The sequence below is a fragment of the Cellulomonas sp. HD19AZ1 genome, assembly GCF_004535805.1.
Classification (GTDB): domain Bacteria; phylum Actinomycetota; class Actinomycetes; order Actinomycetales; family Cellulomonadaceae; genus Cellulomonas; species Cellulomonas iranensis.
This window is the reverse complement of sequence record NZ_SPHX01000002.1, coordinates 138,345-153,410: the sequence shown is the minus strand read 5'-3', so window position 1 is coordinate 153,410 and position 15,066 is coordinate 138,345. Positions and strand designations below refer to the sequence as shown.

Here is a 15,066-nt window from a genome sequence, read left to right as displayed (position 1 = left end):
GGGAGCGCTCCCGAACCCAGGGGAGACGACGTGGTTTCTCGACGCGCACGACGGACCGCCCACGCGGTGACCGCCCTCACGGCCGCCGCGGTGCTCGCCGGCGCCGGGCTGGCGCCCGCGACGGCGGTGGACGACGACTTCGACGACGGCGCCGGCGCGTGGGTCGCCTACGGCACGGACGGCGACGTGGACACGAGCACGGGCGCGCTGTGCGTCGACGTGCCCGCCGGCTCCGCGCAGTACGGCGTGGGCGTCGTCCTCAACGGCGTCGCCGTCGACGAGGGCACGACCTACACGTTGAGCTACACGGCGAGCGCGTCGACCGACGTGACGATCCGCGCGCTCGTCGGCCAGAACGGCGCACCGTACGGCACGGTCCTCGACACGAGCCCGACGCTCACCTCGGCGCCGACCCCCGTCGAGGAGGTCTTCACGGCGGGCGCGTCGTACCCCGCGACGCCGGGCGACGGCGATCCGGAGGGGCAGATCGCGTTCCAGCTCGGCGGGTTCACGGCGGACGCGTGGACGTTCTGCCTCGACGACGTCGCGTTCACGGGTGACGCCGAGCTGCTGCCGCGCACGTCGTTCGCCGAGGGCCTCGGGCCCTGGGGGCTGTACGGCACGGGCGACCCGACGTTCGCGGACGGCGAGATGTGCGTCGACGTGCCCGGCGGCAACGCGAACCCCTGGGACGCGGGCCTGTCGTTCACGGGTCTGCCTATCGAGGAGGGCGAGAACTACGTGCTGACCTTCACGGGTCGCACGGAGCCCGCCACACCCGTGCGCGCGATCGTCGGCGAGGGCGGCGGTGCGTACCGTACGGTGCTCGACCAGTCCGCCGCACCGCTGGGCACGCAGGCCACGACCCTGGCGTACCCGTTCACCGCGGCGCACACGTTCCCCGCCGACGGCGAGGCTGCCGGTCAGGTGGCGTTCCACCTGGGCAAGGCCGCGCCGTACACGTTCTGCCTCTCGGAGGTCTCGTTGACCACGTCCGCCACCCCGCCGCCGCCGTACGAGCCGGACACCGGTCCGCGCGTGCGCGTCAACCAGGTGGGGTACCTGCCGCAGGGCCCGAAGCGTGCGACGCTCGTGACCGACGCGACCGAGCCGGTCGCGTGGGAGCTGCACGACGCCGACGGCGCGACCCTCGCGCAGGGCTCGACGCAGGTCGTCGGTGACGACGCGTCGTCCGGCGAGCACGTCCACGTCATCGACATGGCCGACGTCGACGCGACGGGCGCGGGCCTGACGCTGGTGGCCGACGGCGAGACGAGCCACCCGTTCACGATCGCCGCGGACCTGTACGCGCAGCTGCGGTACGACGCGCTCAACTACTTCTACCTCGCGCGCTCGGGCACCGACATCGAGGCGTCGATCGTCGGCGAGCAGTACGCGCGCGAGGCGGGGCACGTCGGCGTCGCCCCGAACCAGGGCGACACCGCGGTGCCGTGCATCGGCCCGCGCGACTACTACGACGGCTGGACGTGCGACTACACGCTGGACGTGAGCGGCGGCTGGTACGACGCGGGCGACCACGGCAAGTACGTGGTCAACGGCGGCATCGCGGTCGCGCAGCTGCTGTCGACGTACGAGCGCACGCTCACGGCCGCGACGGCGCGGCCGGGTGCGCTGGACGACGGCACGCTCGCCCTGCCGGAGCACGGCGACGGCGTCCCCGACGTGCTCGACGAGGCGCGCTGGGAGCTCGACTGGATGCTGCGGATGGTCGCGCCGTCGGGCGAGTACGCGGGCATGGTGCACCACAAGGTCCACGACGAGGGCTGGACGGGGCTGCCGCTGATGCCCGCGGACGACGCGCAGCCGCGGTCGCTGCACCGGCCGTCCACGGCGGCGACGCTCAACGTCGCGGCCGTCGCGGCGCAGGGCGCGCGGCTGTTCGCGCCGTACGACCAGGAGTTCGCCGACACGCTGCTGGCGGCGGCGCGCTCGACGTACGACGCGGCGCTCGCGCACCCCGACGTGTACGCGCCCGCGGCCGCGGGCAACGACGGTGGCGGCCCGTACGACGACGCCGACGTCACGGACGAGTTCTACTGGGCGGCCGCCGAGCTGTTCGTCACGACCGGCGAGCAGCGGTACGCCGACGACGTCGCGGCGAGCCCGCACCACACGGGTGACGTGTTCGGCGTGGGCGGGTTCTCGTGGGGGAGCACGGCGGCGCTGGGGCGGCTCACGCTCGCGACCGTGCCGAACGCGCTGCCCGACCGTGACGCCGTCCGGGCGTCGGTCGTCGCCGCGGCCGACGCCTACCTCGCGGCCCAGGACGCGCAGCCGTGGGGCTCGGTGTACTCGCCGACCGGTGGCGTGTACGACTGGGGCTCGAACTCGTCCGTCGCGAACATTCTCGTGGTGACCGCGACCGCGTACGACCTCACGCACGACGCGCGGTACCTGCGCGGCACGCTCGAGGGGCTGGACTACCTGTTCGGGCGCAACGCGCTCAACCGCTCGTACGTGACCGGCTGGGGGACGGTGTCGTCGCAGAACCAGCACTCGCGCTGGTTCGCGGCGCAGCTCGACCCGTCGCTGCCGCACCCGCCGGTCGGGTCTCTCGCGGGCGGGCCCAACTCGATCGCCTCGACGTGGGACCCGACCATGCAGGCCGCGTTCACCGAGGGGTGCGCACCGGCCACCTGCTACCTCGACGAGATCAGCTCGTGGGCGTCGAACGAGCTCACGATCAACTGGAACTCGGCGCTGTCGTGGGTCGCGTCGTTCGTCGCGGACCAGCGCGACGGGTCGGTCGCCCCGGTCGCCCCGGTCGTCACGACGCAGCCCACCGACGTGACGGCGGCGCTCGGGACGACCGCCACGTTCACCGCGGCCGCCTCGGGCGTCCCGGCGCCCACGGTGCAGTGGCAGGTCGGCGACGGCCGCACGTGGCGCGACGTGCCGGGTGCGACGGGCGCGTCGCTCGAGGTCGTGGCGACAGCGGCGGCCGCCGGGTCGTCGTACCGGGCGGTGTTCACGAACGCGTCGGGGACGGCCACGACGCGGGCCGCGCGGCTCGCCGTCGCGGCGGCGGCACCGGTGGTCGTGCGGCACCCCGCCGACGCGACCGCGCGGCTGGGGTCGTGGGCGACGTTCGAGGCCGCCGCGACCGGGTACCCGCAGCCCGCCGTGCGGTGGCAGTTCCGGTGGTTCTCGGGCCCCTGGCTGCCCGTTCCCGGTGCGCACGGCACGACGCTGCGCGTGCCGGTGACGCCGCTCGCGGTCGGCACGCAGTACCGCGCGGTGTTCAGCAACGACGCGGGGCGCGCCACGACGGACCCGGCGCGGCTGACGCTCCGCCTGGGGCGCTGACGCGCGGGCCCGAGCGGCCCGGTCGTCGTCCCCGGCGACGACGCTGCGCCCCGCCGGTCGACCGACCGGCGGGGCGCAGCCGTGCGGCGGGCGTGCCGGCGCCGGGCATCGCGCGTCCCGGACCACGCCCGGGGCGTGGCAGGCTTGTCCGCCGGGTCCCGCGTGCGCGGGGCGCAGAACGGAGCGGGTGTGCAGGTCTGGACCGACGTGTCGCAGGTGCCCACGGCGTGGGGGCCGTCCGTCGTGACGCTCGGCAACTTCGACGGCGTGCACCGCGGGCACGTCGCGGTGCTCACGCGCATGGTCGCGGACGCGCGCGCCGTGGGCGCGCACGCGGTCGCGGTGACGTTCACGCCCCATCCCGCGCAGGTGCACCGTCCGCTCGAGGCGCCCCCGCTGCTGCTGGGCGACGCCGACCGCCTCGAGCTGCTCGCGGGCACCGGGCTGGACGCCGCGCTGCTGGTGACGTACACGCTGGACTTCGCGCGGCAGTCGCCCGAGGAGTTCGTGCGCCGCTACCTGGTCGACGCGCTGCACGCGCGCACGGTCGTGGTGGGACGTGACGTGCGGTTCGGCTGGCAGAACGCCGGGGACCTCACGACGATGCGCCGGCTGGGGGAGCGGCACGGCTTCACGGTCGAGGTCATCGAGGACGTGCGTCCCGACGACGCCGACGAGCCGGGCGGCTACCGCCGCTGGTCCTCGACGTGGGTGCGCGAGCTGCTCGCGGCCGGCGACGTGCGGGCCGCGGCCGACGTGCTGGGGCGCACCCACCACGTGCGCGGCGTCGTCGTGCACGGCGACGCGCGGGGCCGTGAGCTGGGCTACCCGACGGCCAACCTCGGGCACGTCGCGGGCATGGTCCCGGCCGACGGCGTCTACGCGGGCTGGCTGCGGCGCGAACGACGCGCCGACGGCACGCCGGTGCCGGCCGCCGAGCGCGTGCTGCCCGCGGCGGTGTCGATCGGCACCAACCCGACGTTCGACGGTCACGACCGCCGCGTCGAGGCGTACGTGCTCGACCGCACCGACCTCGACCTCTACGACGACGAGGTCGCGCTCGAGCTCGTCGAGCGACTGCGGCCGACGCTGCGCTTCGACTCGGTCGAGGCCCTGCTCGAGCGCATGGCCCGCGACGTCGAGGACGTCCGCGCGGTGCTCGGGCTGCCGCGCGCCTGACGGCCGCGGGTCGTCGTCCTGCGCCCGCCGCCGGGAACGCCCGGACCAGGCGCCCTCGTGCGGTAGAGTTGGCGTGCCGTTCGACCGGCCGCGGACCGAGAGAGCCCGGGTGGACATGCCCCGGCGCACCGCGCAACGAGAAACCTGAGGAGCACCGTGTCGCTCGACCCCGCCACGAAGCAGGCCATCATGGCCGAGTACGCCACCCACGAGGGCGACACCGGCTCGCCCGAGGTCCAGATCGCCGTGCTGACGCGCCGCATCAACGACCTGAACGAGCACCTCAAGGAGCACAAGCACGACCACCACAGCCGTCGTGGTCTGCTCCTCCTGGTCGGGCGCCGTCGTCGCCTCCAGGCCTACCTGCAGAAGATCGACATCAACCGCTACCGCGCCCTCATCGAGCGGCTCGGCCTGCGTCGCTGAACCACCTGGACCAGCCCGGACCGTCACGGTCCGGGCTGGTCCTGCGTACGGGGTCGGTACCCCGCACGCACGCTCCACCGCAATCCACCGCGCCGACCCGCTCGTCCGGTCCTCGGTAGTGGCCCCCGGAACTCGTGTCCGGGTACCACGGTCGAAGACCGTCGCGGGGTGGGCGGCGCCTTCGAGAACAAGGAGGGCACCCGTGGAGGGTCCCGAGATCCAGTTCGCCGAGGCCGTGATCGACAACGGTCGCTTCGGCACCCGCACCGTCCGCTTCGAGACGGGCCGCATCGCCAAGCAGGCCGCCGGCTCCGCCGTGGCCTACCTCGACGACGACACGATGCTGCTGTCGGCCACGACGGCCGGCAAGCACCCGCGCGAGGGCTTCGACTTCTTCCCCCTGACGGTCGACGTCGAGGAGCGCCAGTACGCCGCGGGCAAGATCCCCGGCTCGTTCTTCCGTCGCGAGGGCCGTCCCTCGACCGACGCGATCCTCGCGTGCCGTCTCATCGACCGCCCGCTGCGCCCCCTGTTCGTCAAGGGCCTGCGCAACGAGGTCCAGGTCGTCGTGACGGTCCTGTCGATCAACCCCGACGACGCGTACGACGTGCTCGCGATCAACGCCGCGTCGATCTCGACGCAGCTGTCCGGCCTGCCGTTCTCCGGCCCCGTGGCTGCGACGCGCCTCGCGCTGGTCGACGGCCAGTGGGTCGCGTTCCCGCGCTACTCCGAGCGCGAGCGCTCGACGTTCGACATCGTCGTCGCGGGCCGTGTCGTCGGTGACGACGTCGCGATCGCGATGATCGAGGCCGACGCGCCCGAGGGCGCGTGGAACCTCATCCACGGCGGCGGCGGCACCGCGCCGACCGAGGAGGTCGTGGCGCAGGGCCTCGAGGCGTCCAAGCCGTTCATCAAGACCCTCGTCGAGGCGCAGCAGCAACTCGCGGCCCAGGCCGCGAAGGAGACGCAGACCTTCCCGACGTTCCCGGACTACCAGCCCGACGCGTTCGCCGCCGTCGAGCAGGCCGCGTCCGAGCGCCTGTCGGCCGCGCTGCAGATCGCCGGCAAGCAGGAGCGCGAGAACCGCCTCGACGAGATCAAGGCCGAGGTCGTCGGCGAGCTCGCCGAGCAGTTCGAGGGACGCGAGAAGGAGATCTCCGCCGCGTACCGCTCGCTGCAGAAGCAGCTCATCCGCCAGCGGATCCTCACCGACGGCTTCCGCATCGACGGCCGCGGCCTGCGCGACATCCGCACGCTGTCGGCCGAGGTCGAGGTGCTGCCGCGCACGCACGGCTCGGCGCTGTTCGAGCGCGGCGAGACCCAGATCCTCGGCGTCACGACGCTGAACATGCTCCGCATGGAGCAGCAGATCGACTCGCTCTCGCCCGAGACGCGCAAGCGGTACATGCACCACTACAACTTCCCGCCCTACTCGACCGGCGAGACCGGCCGCGTGGGCTCGCCGAAGCGCCGCGAGATCGGCCACGGCGCGCTCGCCGAGCGCGCGATCGTCCCGGTCCTGCCGGCGCGTGAGGACTTCCCCTACGCGATCCGCCAGGTCTCCGAGGCGCTGGGCTCGAACGGCTCGACGTCGATGGGCTCGGTCTGCGCCGCGACGCTGTCGCTCCTCAACGCCGGTGTCCCGCTGCGCGCGCCCGTCGCGGGCATCGCGATGGGCCTGGTGTCCGACACGGTCGAGGGTGAGACCCGCTACGCGGCCCTCACCGACATCCTGGGCGCCGAGGACGCGTTCGGCGACATGGACTTCAAGGTCGCCGGCACGCGCGAGTTCGTCACCGCGATCCAGCTCGACACCAAGCTCGACGGCATCCCCGCCTCGGTGCTGGCCGGCGCGCTGACGCAGGCCAAGGAGGCGCGCCTCGCGATCCTCGACGTCATCGCCGAGGCGATCGACGTCCCGGACGAGATGAGCCCGTTCGCGCCCCGCGTGATCTCGGTCAAGGTGCCGGTCGACAAGATCGGCGAGGTCATCGGCCCGAAGGGCAAGATGATCAACCAGATCCAGGAGGAGACCGGCGCCGACATCTCCATCGAGGACGACGGCACGGTCTACATCGGCGCCACCGACGGTCCGTCGGCGGAGGCCGCGCGGGCGGCGATCAACGCGATCGCCAACCCGCACATGCCCGAGGTCGGTGAGCGCTTCGTCGGCACCGTGGTGAAGACGACGACGTTCGGCGCGTTCATCTCGCTGTCCCCGGGCAAGGACGGTCTGCTGCACATCTCGCAGATCCGCAAGCTCGTGGGCGGCAAGCGCGTCGAGAACGTCGAGGACGTCCTCAAGATCGGCCAGAAGGTCCAGGTCGAGATCGGTGAGATCGACCCGCGCGGCAAGCTCTCGCTGCACGCGGTGCTCGACGAGGCCGAGGCCGGGGCCCAGGACGAGGCAGCGGACGCGTCCGCCACCGCCGACGCCTGACGTGCCGCTCGCCCTCCCGTTGGTCGCCCCCGGTTCGCCGGGGGCTGACCTCGTCGTCGGGCAGGACGGAGGCGCCGCCGTGCGGCGCACCGTCCTGCCCGGCGGGGTCCGCGTGCTCACCGAGCACATGCCCGGCCTGCGCTCGGCCACGGTCGGGGCGTGGGTCGGCGTCGGCTCGCGCGACGAGACGTCGGGCCACTTCGGCTCGACGCACTTCCTCGAGCACCTGCTGTTCAAGGGCACGGCGCGGCGCACGGCGATGGACATCGCCGAGGCGTTCGACGCCGTCGGCGGCGAGGCCAACGCCGCGACCGGCAAGGAGCACACGTGCTACTACGCGCGCGTGCTCGACTCCGACGTGCCCATGGCGGTCGACGTCATCGCGGACATGGTGACCTCGGCGCGGCTCGACGCCGACGAGCTCGAGACCGAGCGCGGCGTCATCCTCGAAGAGCTCGCGATGAACGACGACGACCCGTCGGACGTCGCGCACGAGCAGTTCGCCGCCGCCGTGTTCGGCGACACGCCCCTCGGGCGGCCCATCGGCGGCACCCCGCAGGCCATCCGCGACGTGCCGCGCGACGCCGTGTGGGAGCACTACCGCGAGCACTACCGCCCCGAGACCCTCGTCGTCACCGCCGCCGGGGGAGTCGACCACGACGCCCTGTGCGCGCAGGTCGAGGCCGCGCTCGCCGCGGGCGGCTGGCCGCTCGACCCCACGGCCACGCCGCGTGCGCGCCGCGCCGCCGGCGCCCCGGTGCCGCCCGCGGCGCTCGAGCTGACGATCCGCCGCTCGACGGAGCAGGCCAACGTCATCGTCGGCGGCCCCTGCCTCACCTCGACCGACCCGCGTCGGTTCGTGCTGTCGGTGCTGAGCGCCGCCCTGGGCGGCGGCATGTCCTCGCGGCTGTTCCAGGAGATCCGCGAGAAGCGCGGCCTGGCGTACTCGACGTACTCGTTCGCGACCGGCCACGCCGAGACCGGCCTGTTCGGGCTCTACGCGGGCTGCACGCCCGCACGCGTCGACGAGGTGACCGCGCTGATGGTCGCCGAGCTCGAGCGCATGGCCGACGCGCCCATGGGTGCGGCCGAGCTCACGCGCAGCATCGGCCAGCTGTGCGGCGGCCTCGTGCTCGGCATGGAGGACACCGGGTCGCGCATGAGCCGGCTCGGCAAGGCCGAGCTGGTCCACGGCGAGCTGCTCGACGTCGACGAGTCGCTCGAGCGCGTGCGCGCCGTGACGGCGGCGCAGGTGCAGGAGCTCGCGGCCGAGCTCGCGGCCGCGCCGCGCAGCGTCGTGCGCGTGGGCCCGTTCGGCGACTGACCTCGTCGGCCCGCGCCGGGCCCCGCGACGGGTCCCGGCGTCCGCCGCGCGCGGCATGATGGGGGCATGCCCGTCGCCGTCGACCACTACCGCCGGTACCCCGTCCCCGCCGTGCTGCGCGGCGTCGCCGAGCACGCGTGGGTCGCGCGCCACGCGGCGGGCGCCGACCACGTCGAGGTGCTGCTGCCCGACGGCCGCGGGCTCCTGCAGGTCGTGCGCGGCGCGGCCGGCGAGCTCGTCGACCCGCTCACGGGTGCGCGCACGCCCGACGGCGACGGCGTGCGCGGACCCTGGACGCACGCGGTCGTCGCGCGGCAGCGCGGACCCGTGGTGCGGCTGGGCGTGCAGCTGCACCCGCTGGGTCCGGCGCGGCTGCGCGCCGGCCGGCCCCTCGCGGACGCCTGGACCGCCCTCGACGACGTCCTCCCGGCCGGGACGGCGACGCGCGTGGGCGCGCTGCTCGACGAGGGCGCGGACGACGCGGCCGTCGCGGCGCTCCTCGACGCGCTGGCGGCCCGGCCGCGGCACGACGGCGCCGAGCTCGACCGCCTCGAGGACGCGATCGCGTACGTCGAGGCGCACCGCGGTCTCGTGCGCGCGAGCGACATCGCGCGCGAGGTCGCCGCGAGCGTCGGCGACCTGCACCGGTGGTGCACGACCCTGCTGGGCGTGACGCCCGCGCAGTACCTCGCGGCCGTGCGGTTCAGCACGTTCGTGCGCGAGTCCGTCGGCACCGGGCCGGTCGACGCGGTCGCGACGGTCGCGACGGTCGAGTGGTTCGTGGACGCGGGCTACCCGCCGCGCGAGGTCGAGCGGTTCACGGGCCTGCCGCCCGTCGAGCTGCGTCGTCTGGCCGAGCACCTCGCGCAGCGGCTGGGGCCCGCCGGCGTCTGACGGGCTGGACCCGTCCGTCGGGTGCGGGTGCCGCCGGTTAGGGTGCGAGGCGTGAACGAACCGATCCGCGTGGCCGTGCTGGGAGCGTCCGGACGCATGGGGGGCACCACGGTGCGCGCCGTGCAGGAGGCGGACGGGCTCGAGCTCGTCGCGACCCTGGACGCCGGGGACGACCTGCGCGCGGTCGTCGACGCGGGCGCCCACGTCGCGGTCGACTTCACGGTCCCGTCGGTCACCGAGGACCACGTGCACACGCTCGTCGACGCGGGCGTGCACGCGGTCGTCGGGACGACGGGGTGGGACGACGCGTCGTTGGGCCGGGTGCGCGACCATCTGGTCCGCGCGCCGGGGGTGGGGGTCGTGGTCGCGCCGAACTTCGCGCTCGGTGCGGTGCTCGCGATGGCCTTCGCACGGCAGGCCGCCCGGTGGTTCGAGTCGGCGGAGGTCGTCGAGCTGCACCACCCCGACAAGGTCGACGCGCCGTCCGGGACGGCGCGCCACACCGCGCAGGGCATCGCCGCGGCGCGCGCGGCCGCGGGCCTGGGCCCGGTGCCGGACGCGACGACGCAGGCCGTCGACGGCGCGCGCGGCGCCGACGTCGACGGTGTGCGCGTGCACGCGGTGCGGCTGCGGGGTCTCGTCGCGCACGAGGAGATCCTGCTCGGCAACGCGGGCGAGATGCTCACGATCCGGCACGACTCGTTCGACCGCGTGAGCTTCATGCCCGGCGTGCTGCTCGCGGTCCGTCGCGTCGTCGACCGGCCGGGCCTGACGGTCGGTCTCGAGGACCTGCTGGACCTGCACGCATGACCGACGCCCCGCGCACGCGCCGTCGCCGGACGGGCCTCGTCGCCGCCGTCGCGCTGAGCGCGCTGCTCGCGCTCTACGTGTGGCTGGTGGGCGTGCGCGCCGTGCAGCTCATGGGCACGGGCGAGCCCGTCGGCGTCGCGCTGGGTGTCGCGTTCCTCGTGGCGCCGCTGCTGGTGCTCGCGCTGATCGTGCGCGAGTGGCTGCTGGCGCTCGACGTGCAGCGCATGGCGGACGCGCTCGCGGCGGCCGGCGAGCTGCCGGTCGACGACCTGCCGCGCTCCCCGGGCGGTCGCGTCGACCGTGCCGCGGCCCGCGCCGCGTTCGAGCCGCACCGGGAGCGCGTCGACGCGTCGCCCGACGACTGGCGCGCGTGGTACCACCTCGCGTTCGCCTACGACGCGGCGGGCGACCGCTCGCGTGCGCGGGCCGCGCTGCGGACCGCGAGCCGTCTGCACCGCGGCCGACCGACCCGCACCGAGCTGCCCTGACGCCCTCGGCCGGCGGCGGTCAGATGCCCGCGTACCAGCGGCGCTCGACCACGACGTGCGCCTCCTCGTCGGGGCCGGGCCCGGTGGCGAGCCGACGCGTCAGGCCGTCGGGCCCCAGCCCGGCGCCCTCGAGGAACTGCTCGCGCGCGGCGTCGCCCTCGATCACCCAGGTCTGCACCTGGTCGGCGCCGTCGGCGCGCAGCAGGTCGACCGCCGCGGCCAGCAGCCGTGAGCCGTGGCCGCCGCGCTGCGCCTGCGGGTCGACCTCGAGCGCGAGCACGACGCCCGCGGGCGCGTCGGTCGGGTCGGGCGCGGGGATCGGCGCGACCGACGCGAAGCCCACGAGGTGCGGGCCGTCGCACGCGACGAGCACGTGGTGCCCGGGGCCCGGGGGAGCGGTGACGGCCTGCGCCCACTGCGCGACGAACGCGTCCTCGTCGAGCGAGCCGAGCACGACCTCACCCAGCACGTCGGCGTGCGCGGTGCGCCACGCGGCGAGCTGGATGTGCGCGATGCGGGTCTCGTCGCCGGGCACGGCGGGGCGCACGGACACGTCGGCGGTGGGGGGCAGCACCCGGCGAGCCTAACGCGCGGTCCGTCAGGGCATGCCGAGCAGGCGCAGCCCCGCGGCGGTCGCCGCGGCGAGCAGCACGACCACGACGAACGGCGCGCGCAGCGCCAGCGCGACCGCCGCGACGACGAGCGCGGGCAGCCGCGCGTCGAGCGTGAGCCGGCCGCCGGTCGTGGCGGTCTGCACGGCGACCAGGGCGGCGAGCAGCGCGACCGTGACGAGCGCGGCGACCCGGGCGACGCGGGGCTGCGCGAGCCAGTGCTCGGGCAGCAGGTGACCGGCGAGCTTGATGCCCAGGCAGGCGAGCCCCGCGAGCAGCACGGCGAACCAGAGCCCGGTCACGCGGCACCGCCCGGTGCCGGGGCGGCCGGCGGCGGGCCCGTGCTGACGAGCCCGACGACGACGGCGACGAGCGCCGCGAGGAGCACGGGCACGCCGGCGGGCAGGACGGGCGTGGTCGCGAGCGCGACGACCACGGCGGCGCCCGCCACGACCTGCGCGGTGCGACCCGCGAGCCGGGGCCAGACGAGCGCGAGGAACGCGGCGGCCGCGGCGGCGTCCAGGCCGTAGGCGCGCGGGTCGCCGAGCCGGTCGCCCGCGAGGGCGCCGACGAGCGTGAACAGGTTCCACAGCAGGTAGATGCCGAGCCCGGTCCACCAGAACCCGACGCGCGCCGCGACCCGGGTCGGCTGCGCCGTGGCGACGGCCGTCGACTCGTCGATCGTCAGGTGCGCGGCGGGCAGGCGTCGACGGGACGGCAGCGCGAGGAGCGGCGCGAGCTGCGCGCCGTACAGGCCGTTGCGCGCGCCCAGCAGCGCGGCGGACGCGACGGCCGCGCCCGCGGCACCCCCGGCGCCGACCACGCCGATGAACGCGAACTGCGACCCGCCCGAGAACATCAGCAGGCTGAGCGCCATGGTCTGCGGCACGTCGAGCCCGGCGGCGACGGACAGCGCGCCGAACGACACGCCGTACAGCCCCGTGGCGACCGACACCGAGACCGCCTGCCGTCGTGCGGCGGTCACGGGGTCGAGCGGTGTCACGCGGTCACTGTCGCACACGCCCTCGAGCGGTCCGCCGCGGCGTCCACGGGCCGACCGCCGCGGGCGGCGGCCGTCGCGGGCCGGTCCCGGACCCGGCGCGGCGGCTCCCGGTCAGAGCGCGACGTACACGGGCTCGAGGTACTCCTCGATGCCGGCCTCGCCGCCCTCGCGGCCGAGGCCCGAGGTCTTGACGCCGCCGAACGGCGCGGTCGCGTCGGACACCATGCCGCGGTTGATGCCGATCATCCCGGCCTCGACGTCCTCGACGAGCCGCATGGCCCGCGTCAGGTCGCGCGTGTACGCGTACGCGACGAGACCGAACGGCGTCCCGTTCGCCAGGCGCAGCGCCTCGGCGTCGTCGTCGAACGTCACGACGGGCGCGACGGGTCCGAACGTCTCGTCGGTGACGACACGCGCGTCGGGCGCGACGCCGGCGAGCACGGTCGGCGCGAAGAAGTACCCGCTGCGCCGCAGCGGGTCGCCGCCCGTCCGCACGGTCGCACCGCCGTCCGCGGCCTCGGCGACGACGTCCGCGACCCGCTCGACGGCGGCGCGCTCGATCAGCGGCCCGACGGTCACGCCGGGCTCGGCGCCGTGCCCGACGACGAGCGCGTCGAACGCGGCGGTGAGCCGGGCCGTGAACTCCTCGGCGACGGACGCGTGCACGAGGAAGCGGTTGGCGGCGACGCAGGTCTGCCCGCTGTTGCGCATCTTGGCCTGCACGGCGCCCTCGACCGCGGCGTCGAGGTCGGCGTCCGCGAAGACGAGGAACGGCGCGTTGCCGCCCAGCTCCATCGACGTGCGCAGCACGTGCGGTGCGGCGGCCGCGAGCAGCGTCGCGCCCACCTGGGTCGAGCCCGTGAAGGACAGCTTGCGCAGGCGGGGGTCCGCGAGCAGCGGCTCGCTGATGCGCCGCGCCGACGACGACGGGACGACGTTGAGGACGCCCGCGGGCAGGTCGCGGGCCTCGAGCTCGGCGCGGATCAGCTCGGCGACGTACGCGGTCGTCAGGGGCGTGAGCTGCGCGGGCTTGACGACGCACGTGCACCCGGCGGCGAGCGCCGGTGCGACCTTGCGGGCGATCATCGCGACCGGGAAGTTCCAGGGCGCGACGAGCAGCGCGGGGCCGACCGGGCGTCGCAGCACGAGCTGGTGGTGCGTGCCTGCCGGTGCGCGGCGCGCGAGCCCGTCGAGCCGCACGGCCTGCTCGCCGTACCAGCGCACGTAGTCGGCCGCGTACGCGACCTCGGCGCGGGACTCCGCGAGAGGCTTGCCGCCCTCGGCCGTGACGAGCGCGGCGACGTCCTCGGCACGCGCCGTGAGCACGTCGTACACCGCGCGCAGCAGGTCGGCCCGTCGGCGGGGCGACGTGCGTCGCCACGGCTCGGCGGCCTCGACGGCCGCGTCGAGCGCGTCGCGCGCGTCCCGCTCGTCGGCGTCCGCGACCTCGAACAGCGTCGTGGCCGTCGCGGGGTCCTCGACCGCGAACGTCGCGCCCGAGCGTGCGGGGCGCCACCGGCCCCCGACGAGCAGCCCGGTGGGCAGGTGGGCGGCGACCGAGGGGGGCAGCGACGTGCTCATGCGCGCCATCCTCGCCGCGTGGCGGCGCGCCCGCCAACCGCGAGGTGAGGGTCCCGCACCGGACGGCACGCCCGTGACGGGGTTCGCGGTCGCGGCGCGCCGGACGCCGGGCCCGTGCGTCGGCGCGGGGGTGCGACGATGTGCCCATGGCCGACCTCGCCGCCGCGCCCGTCGCGCTCCCCGCCACCGTGCCCACGCCGTACGAGGACCTGCTGCGGCACGTCCTGACCACCGGCACCCCGAAGGCCGACCGCACCGGCACCGGGACGCGCTCGGTGTTCGGGCACCAGATGCGGTTCGACCTGCGGGCCGGTTTCCCGCTCGTCACGACCAAGCGGGTGTTCTTCCGCGGGGTCGCCGAGGAGCTGTTCTGGTTCCTGCGCGGCGAGTCGAACATCGCCTCGCTCGTCGCCAAGGACGTCCACATCTGGGACGAGTGGGCCGACGCCGACGGTGAGCTCGGCCCGGTCTACGGCGTCCAGTGGCGGTCCTGGCCGACGCCCGACGGCGGGCACGTCGACCAGCTGACGACGCTCCTGTCCGAGCTGCGGTCGAACCCGGACTCGCGCCGCCACGTCGTCTCGGCGTGGAACGTCGCGGCGCTCGACGACATGGCGCTCGTGCCGTGCCACGCGTTCTTCCAGTTCTACGTCGCCGACGGTCGGCTCTCGTGCCAGCTGTACCAGCGCTCGGCCGACCTGTTCCTCGGGGTGCCGTTCAACATCGCGTCGTACGCGCTGCTGACCCACATGGTCGCGCAGCAGGTCGACCTCGAGGTCGGCGACCTGGTGTGGACCGGCGGCGACTGCCACGTCTACGACAACCACGTCGACCAGGTGCGCGAGCAGCTCACGCGCGAGGCGTACCCGGCGCCGCAGCTGCACCTGCGGCGCGCCGCGTCGCTGTTCGACTACACGTGGGACGACGTCGAGGTGGTCGGGTACCGGCACCACCCGGCCATCGCGGCGCCCGTGGCGGTCTGA

Annotated in this window: 13 protein-coding genes; 9 read left to right on the top strand and 4 right to left on the bottom strand. The window is 75.2% G+C overall.

All coding sequences use genetic code 11. The annotated features are described in order from the left end of the window. Nucleotides 1-66 precede the first annotated feature (66 nt). The 8 genes from E4A51_RS04230 to E4A51_RS04195 all read left to right on the top strand — a co-directional run bounded on the left by E4A51_RS04230 (nucleotide 67) and on the right by E4A51_RS04195 (nucleotide 10,888). Nucleotides 67-3,327 carry a glycoside hydrolase family 9 protein gene (locus E4A51_RS04230; RefSeq protein WP_240696374.1) on the top strand — a complete coding sequence of 1,087 codons (3,261 nt, stop codon included), beginning with the start codon at nucleotides 67-69 and terminating at the stop codon, nucleotides 3,325-3,327. A 189-nt stretch (nucleotides 3,328-3,516) separates the two neighbouring features. Further along, nucleotides 3,517-4,506: a bifunctional riboflavin kinase/FAD synthetase gene (locus E4A51_RS04225; RefSeq protein ID WP_046528126.1), complete on the top strand. Its 990-nt coding sequence runs from the start codon at nucleotides 3,517-3,519 to the stop codon at nucleotides 4,504-4,506. A 156-nt stretch (nucleotides 4,507-4,662) separates the two neighbouring features. After that, nucleotides 4,663-4,932, top strand: coding sequence for a 30S ribosomal protein S15 (gene rpsO, locus E4A51_RS04220; RefSeq protein ID WP_046528127.1), 270 nt, complete (start codon nucleotides 4,663-4,665; stop codon nucleotides 4,930-4,932). A gap of 202 nt (nucleotides 4,933-5,134) precedes the next feature. Then, on the top strand, nucleotides 5,135-7,372 hold the full coding sequence (locus E4A51_RS04215) for a polyribonucleotide nucleotidyltransferase (protein ID WP_134850962.1): 2,238 nt from the start codon (nucleotides 5,135-5,137) through the stop codon (nucleotides 7,370-7,372). 1 nt (nucleotide 7,373) lies between these two features. Further along, a complete protein-coding gene (locus E4A51_RS04210) occupies nucleotides 7,374-8,696 on the top strand; it encodes a pitrilysin family protein (protein WP_134850961.1) in 1,323 nt (440 codons plus the stop codon). Between the two features lie 66 nt (nucleotides 8,697-8,762). Further along, on the top strand, nucleotides 8,763-9,590 hold the full coding sequence (locus tag E4A51_RS04205; protein ID WP_134850960.1) for an AraC family transcriptional regulator: 828 nt from the start codon (nucleotides 8,763-8,765) through the stop codon (nucleotides 9,588-9,590). Nucleotides 9,591-9,641: 51 nt separating this feature from the next. Beyond that, entirely contained in the window at nucleotides 9,642-10,400 is a 759-nt protein-coding gene (gene dapB / locus E4A51_RS04200) for a 4-hydroxy-tetrahydrodipicolinate reductase (protein ID WP_082739933.1), read from the top strand. After that, nucleotides 10,397-10,888: a hypothetical protein gene (locus E4A51_RS04195; protein ID WP_070319370.1), complete on the top strand. Its 492-nt coding sequence runs from the start codon at nucleotides 10,397-10,399 to the stop codon at nucleotides 10,886-10,888. The genes dapB and E4A51_RS04195 overlap by 4 nt, the downstream gene beginning before the upstream one ends. A gap of 19 nt (nucleotides 10,889-10,907) precedes the next feature. Here E4A51_RS04195 and E4A51_RS04190 read toward each other — a convergent pair whose 3' ends face one another. The 4 genes from E4A51_RS04190 to E4A51_RS04175 all read right to left on the bottom strand — a co-directional run bounded on the left by E4A51_RS04190 (nucleotide 10,908) and on the right by E4A51_RS04175 (nucleotide 14,083). Next, nucleotides 10,908-11,459: a GNAT family N-acetyltransferase gene (locus E4A51_RS04190; RefSeq protein WP_134851170.1), complete on the bottom strand. Its 552-nt coding sequence runs from the start codon at nucleotides 11,457-11,459 to the stop codon at nucleotides 10,908-10,910. A 27-nt stretch (nucleotides 11,460-11,486) separates the two neighbouring features. Then, nucleotides 11,487-11,801 (bottom strand): AzlD domain-containing protein, encoded by a 315-nt coding sequence (locus E4A51_RS18535; RefSeq protein ID WP_046528134.1) that lies wholly within the window; start codon nucleotides 11,799-11,801, stop codon nucleotides 11,487-11,489. Next, on the bottom strand, nucleotides 11,798-12,502 hold the full coding sequence (locus tag E4A51_RS18530; RefSeq protein ID WP_134850959.1) for an AzlC family ABC transporter permease: 705 nt from the start codon (nucleotides 12,500-12,502) through the stop codon (nucleotides 11,798-11,800). The genes E4A51_RS18535 and E4A51_RS18530 overlap by 4 nt, the downstream gene beginning before the upstream one ends. Nucleotides 12,503-12,613: 111 nt before the next feature. Continuing rightward, nucleotides 12,614-14,083 carry an NAD-dependent succinate-semialdehyde dehydrogenase gene (locus tag E4A51_RS04175; protein WP_134850958.1) on the bottom strand — a complete coding sequence of 490 codons (1,470 nt, stop codon included), beginning with the start codon at nucleotides 14,081-14,083 and terminating at the stop codon, nucleotides 12,614-12,616. Nucleotides 14,084-14,229: 146 nt separating this feature from the next. Here E4A51_RS04175 and E4A51_RS04170 point away from each other — a divergent pair, with 146 nt between their 5' ends. Then, complete coding sequence (locus tag E4A51_RS04170; protein WP_046530455.1) at nucleotides 14,230-15,066, top strand: thymidylate synthase; 837 nt, start codon at nucleotides 14,230-14,232, stop codon at nucleotides 15,064-15,066.

Excerpts from the sequence above, each read along its gene's own strand:
- E4A51_RS04205 (WP_134850960.1), top strand. The coding sequence starts at position 8,763 with ATGCCCGTCGCCGTCGACCACTACCGCCGGTACCCCGTCCCCGCCGTG.
- E4A51_RS04195 (WP_070319370.1), top strand. The coding sequence starts at position 10,397 with ATGACCGACGCCCCGCGCACGCGCCGTCGCCGGACGGGCCTCGTCGCC.
- E4A51_RS04175 (WP_134850958.1), bottom strand. The coding sequence starts at position 14,083 with ATGAGCACGTCGCTGCCCCCCTCGGTCGCCGCCCACCTGCCCACCGGG.
- E4A51_RS04170 (WP_046530455.1), top strand. The coding sequence starts at position 14,230 with ATGGCCGACCTCGCCGCCGCGCCCGTCGCGCTCCCCGCCACCGTGCCC.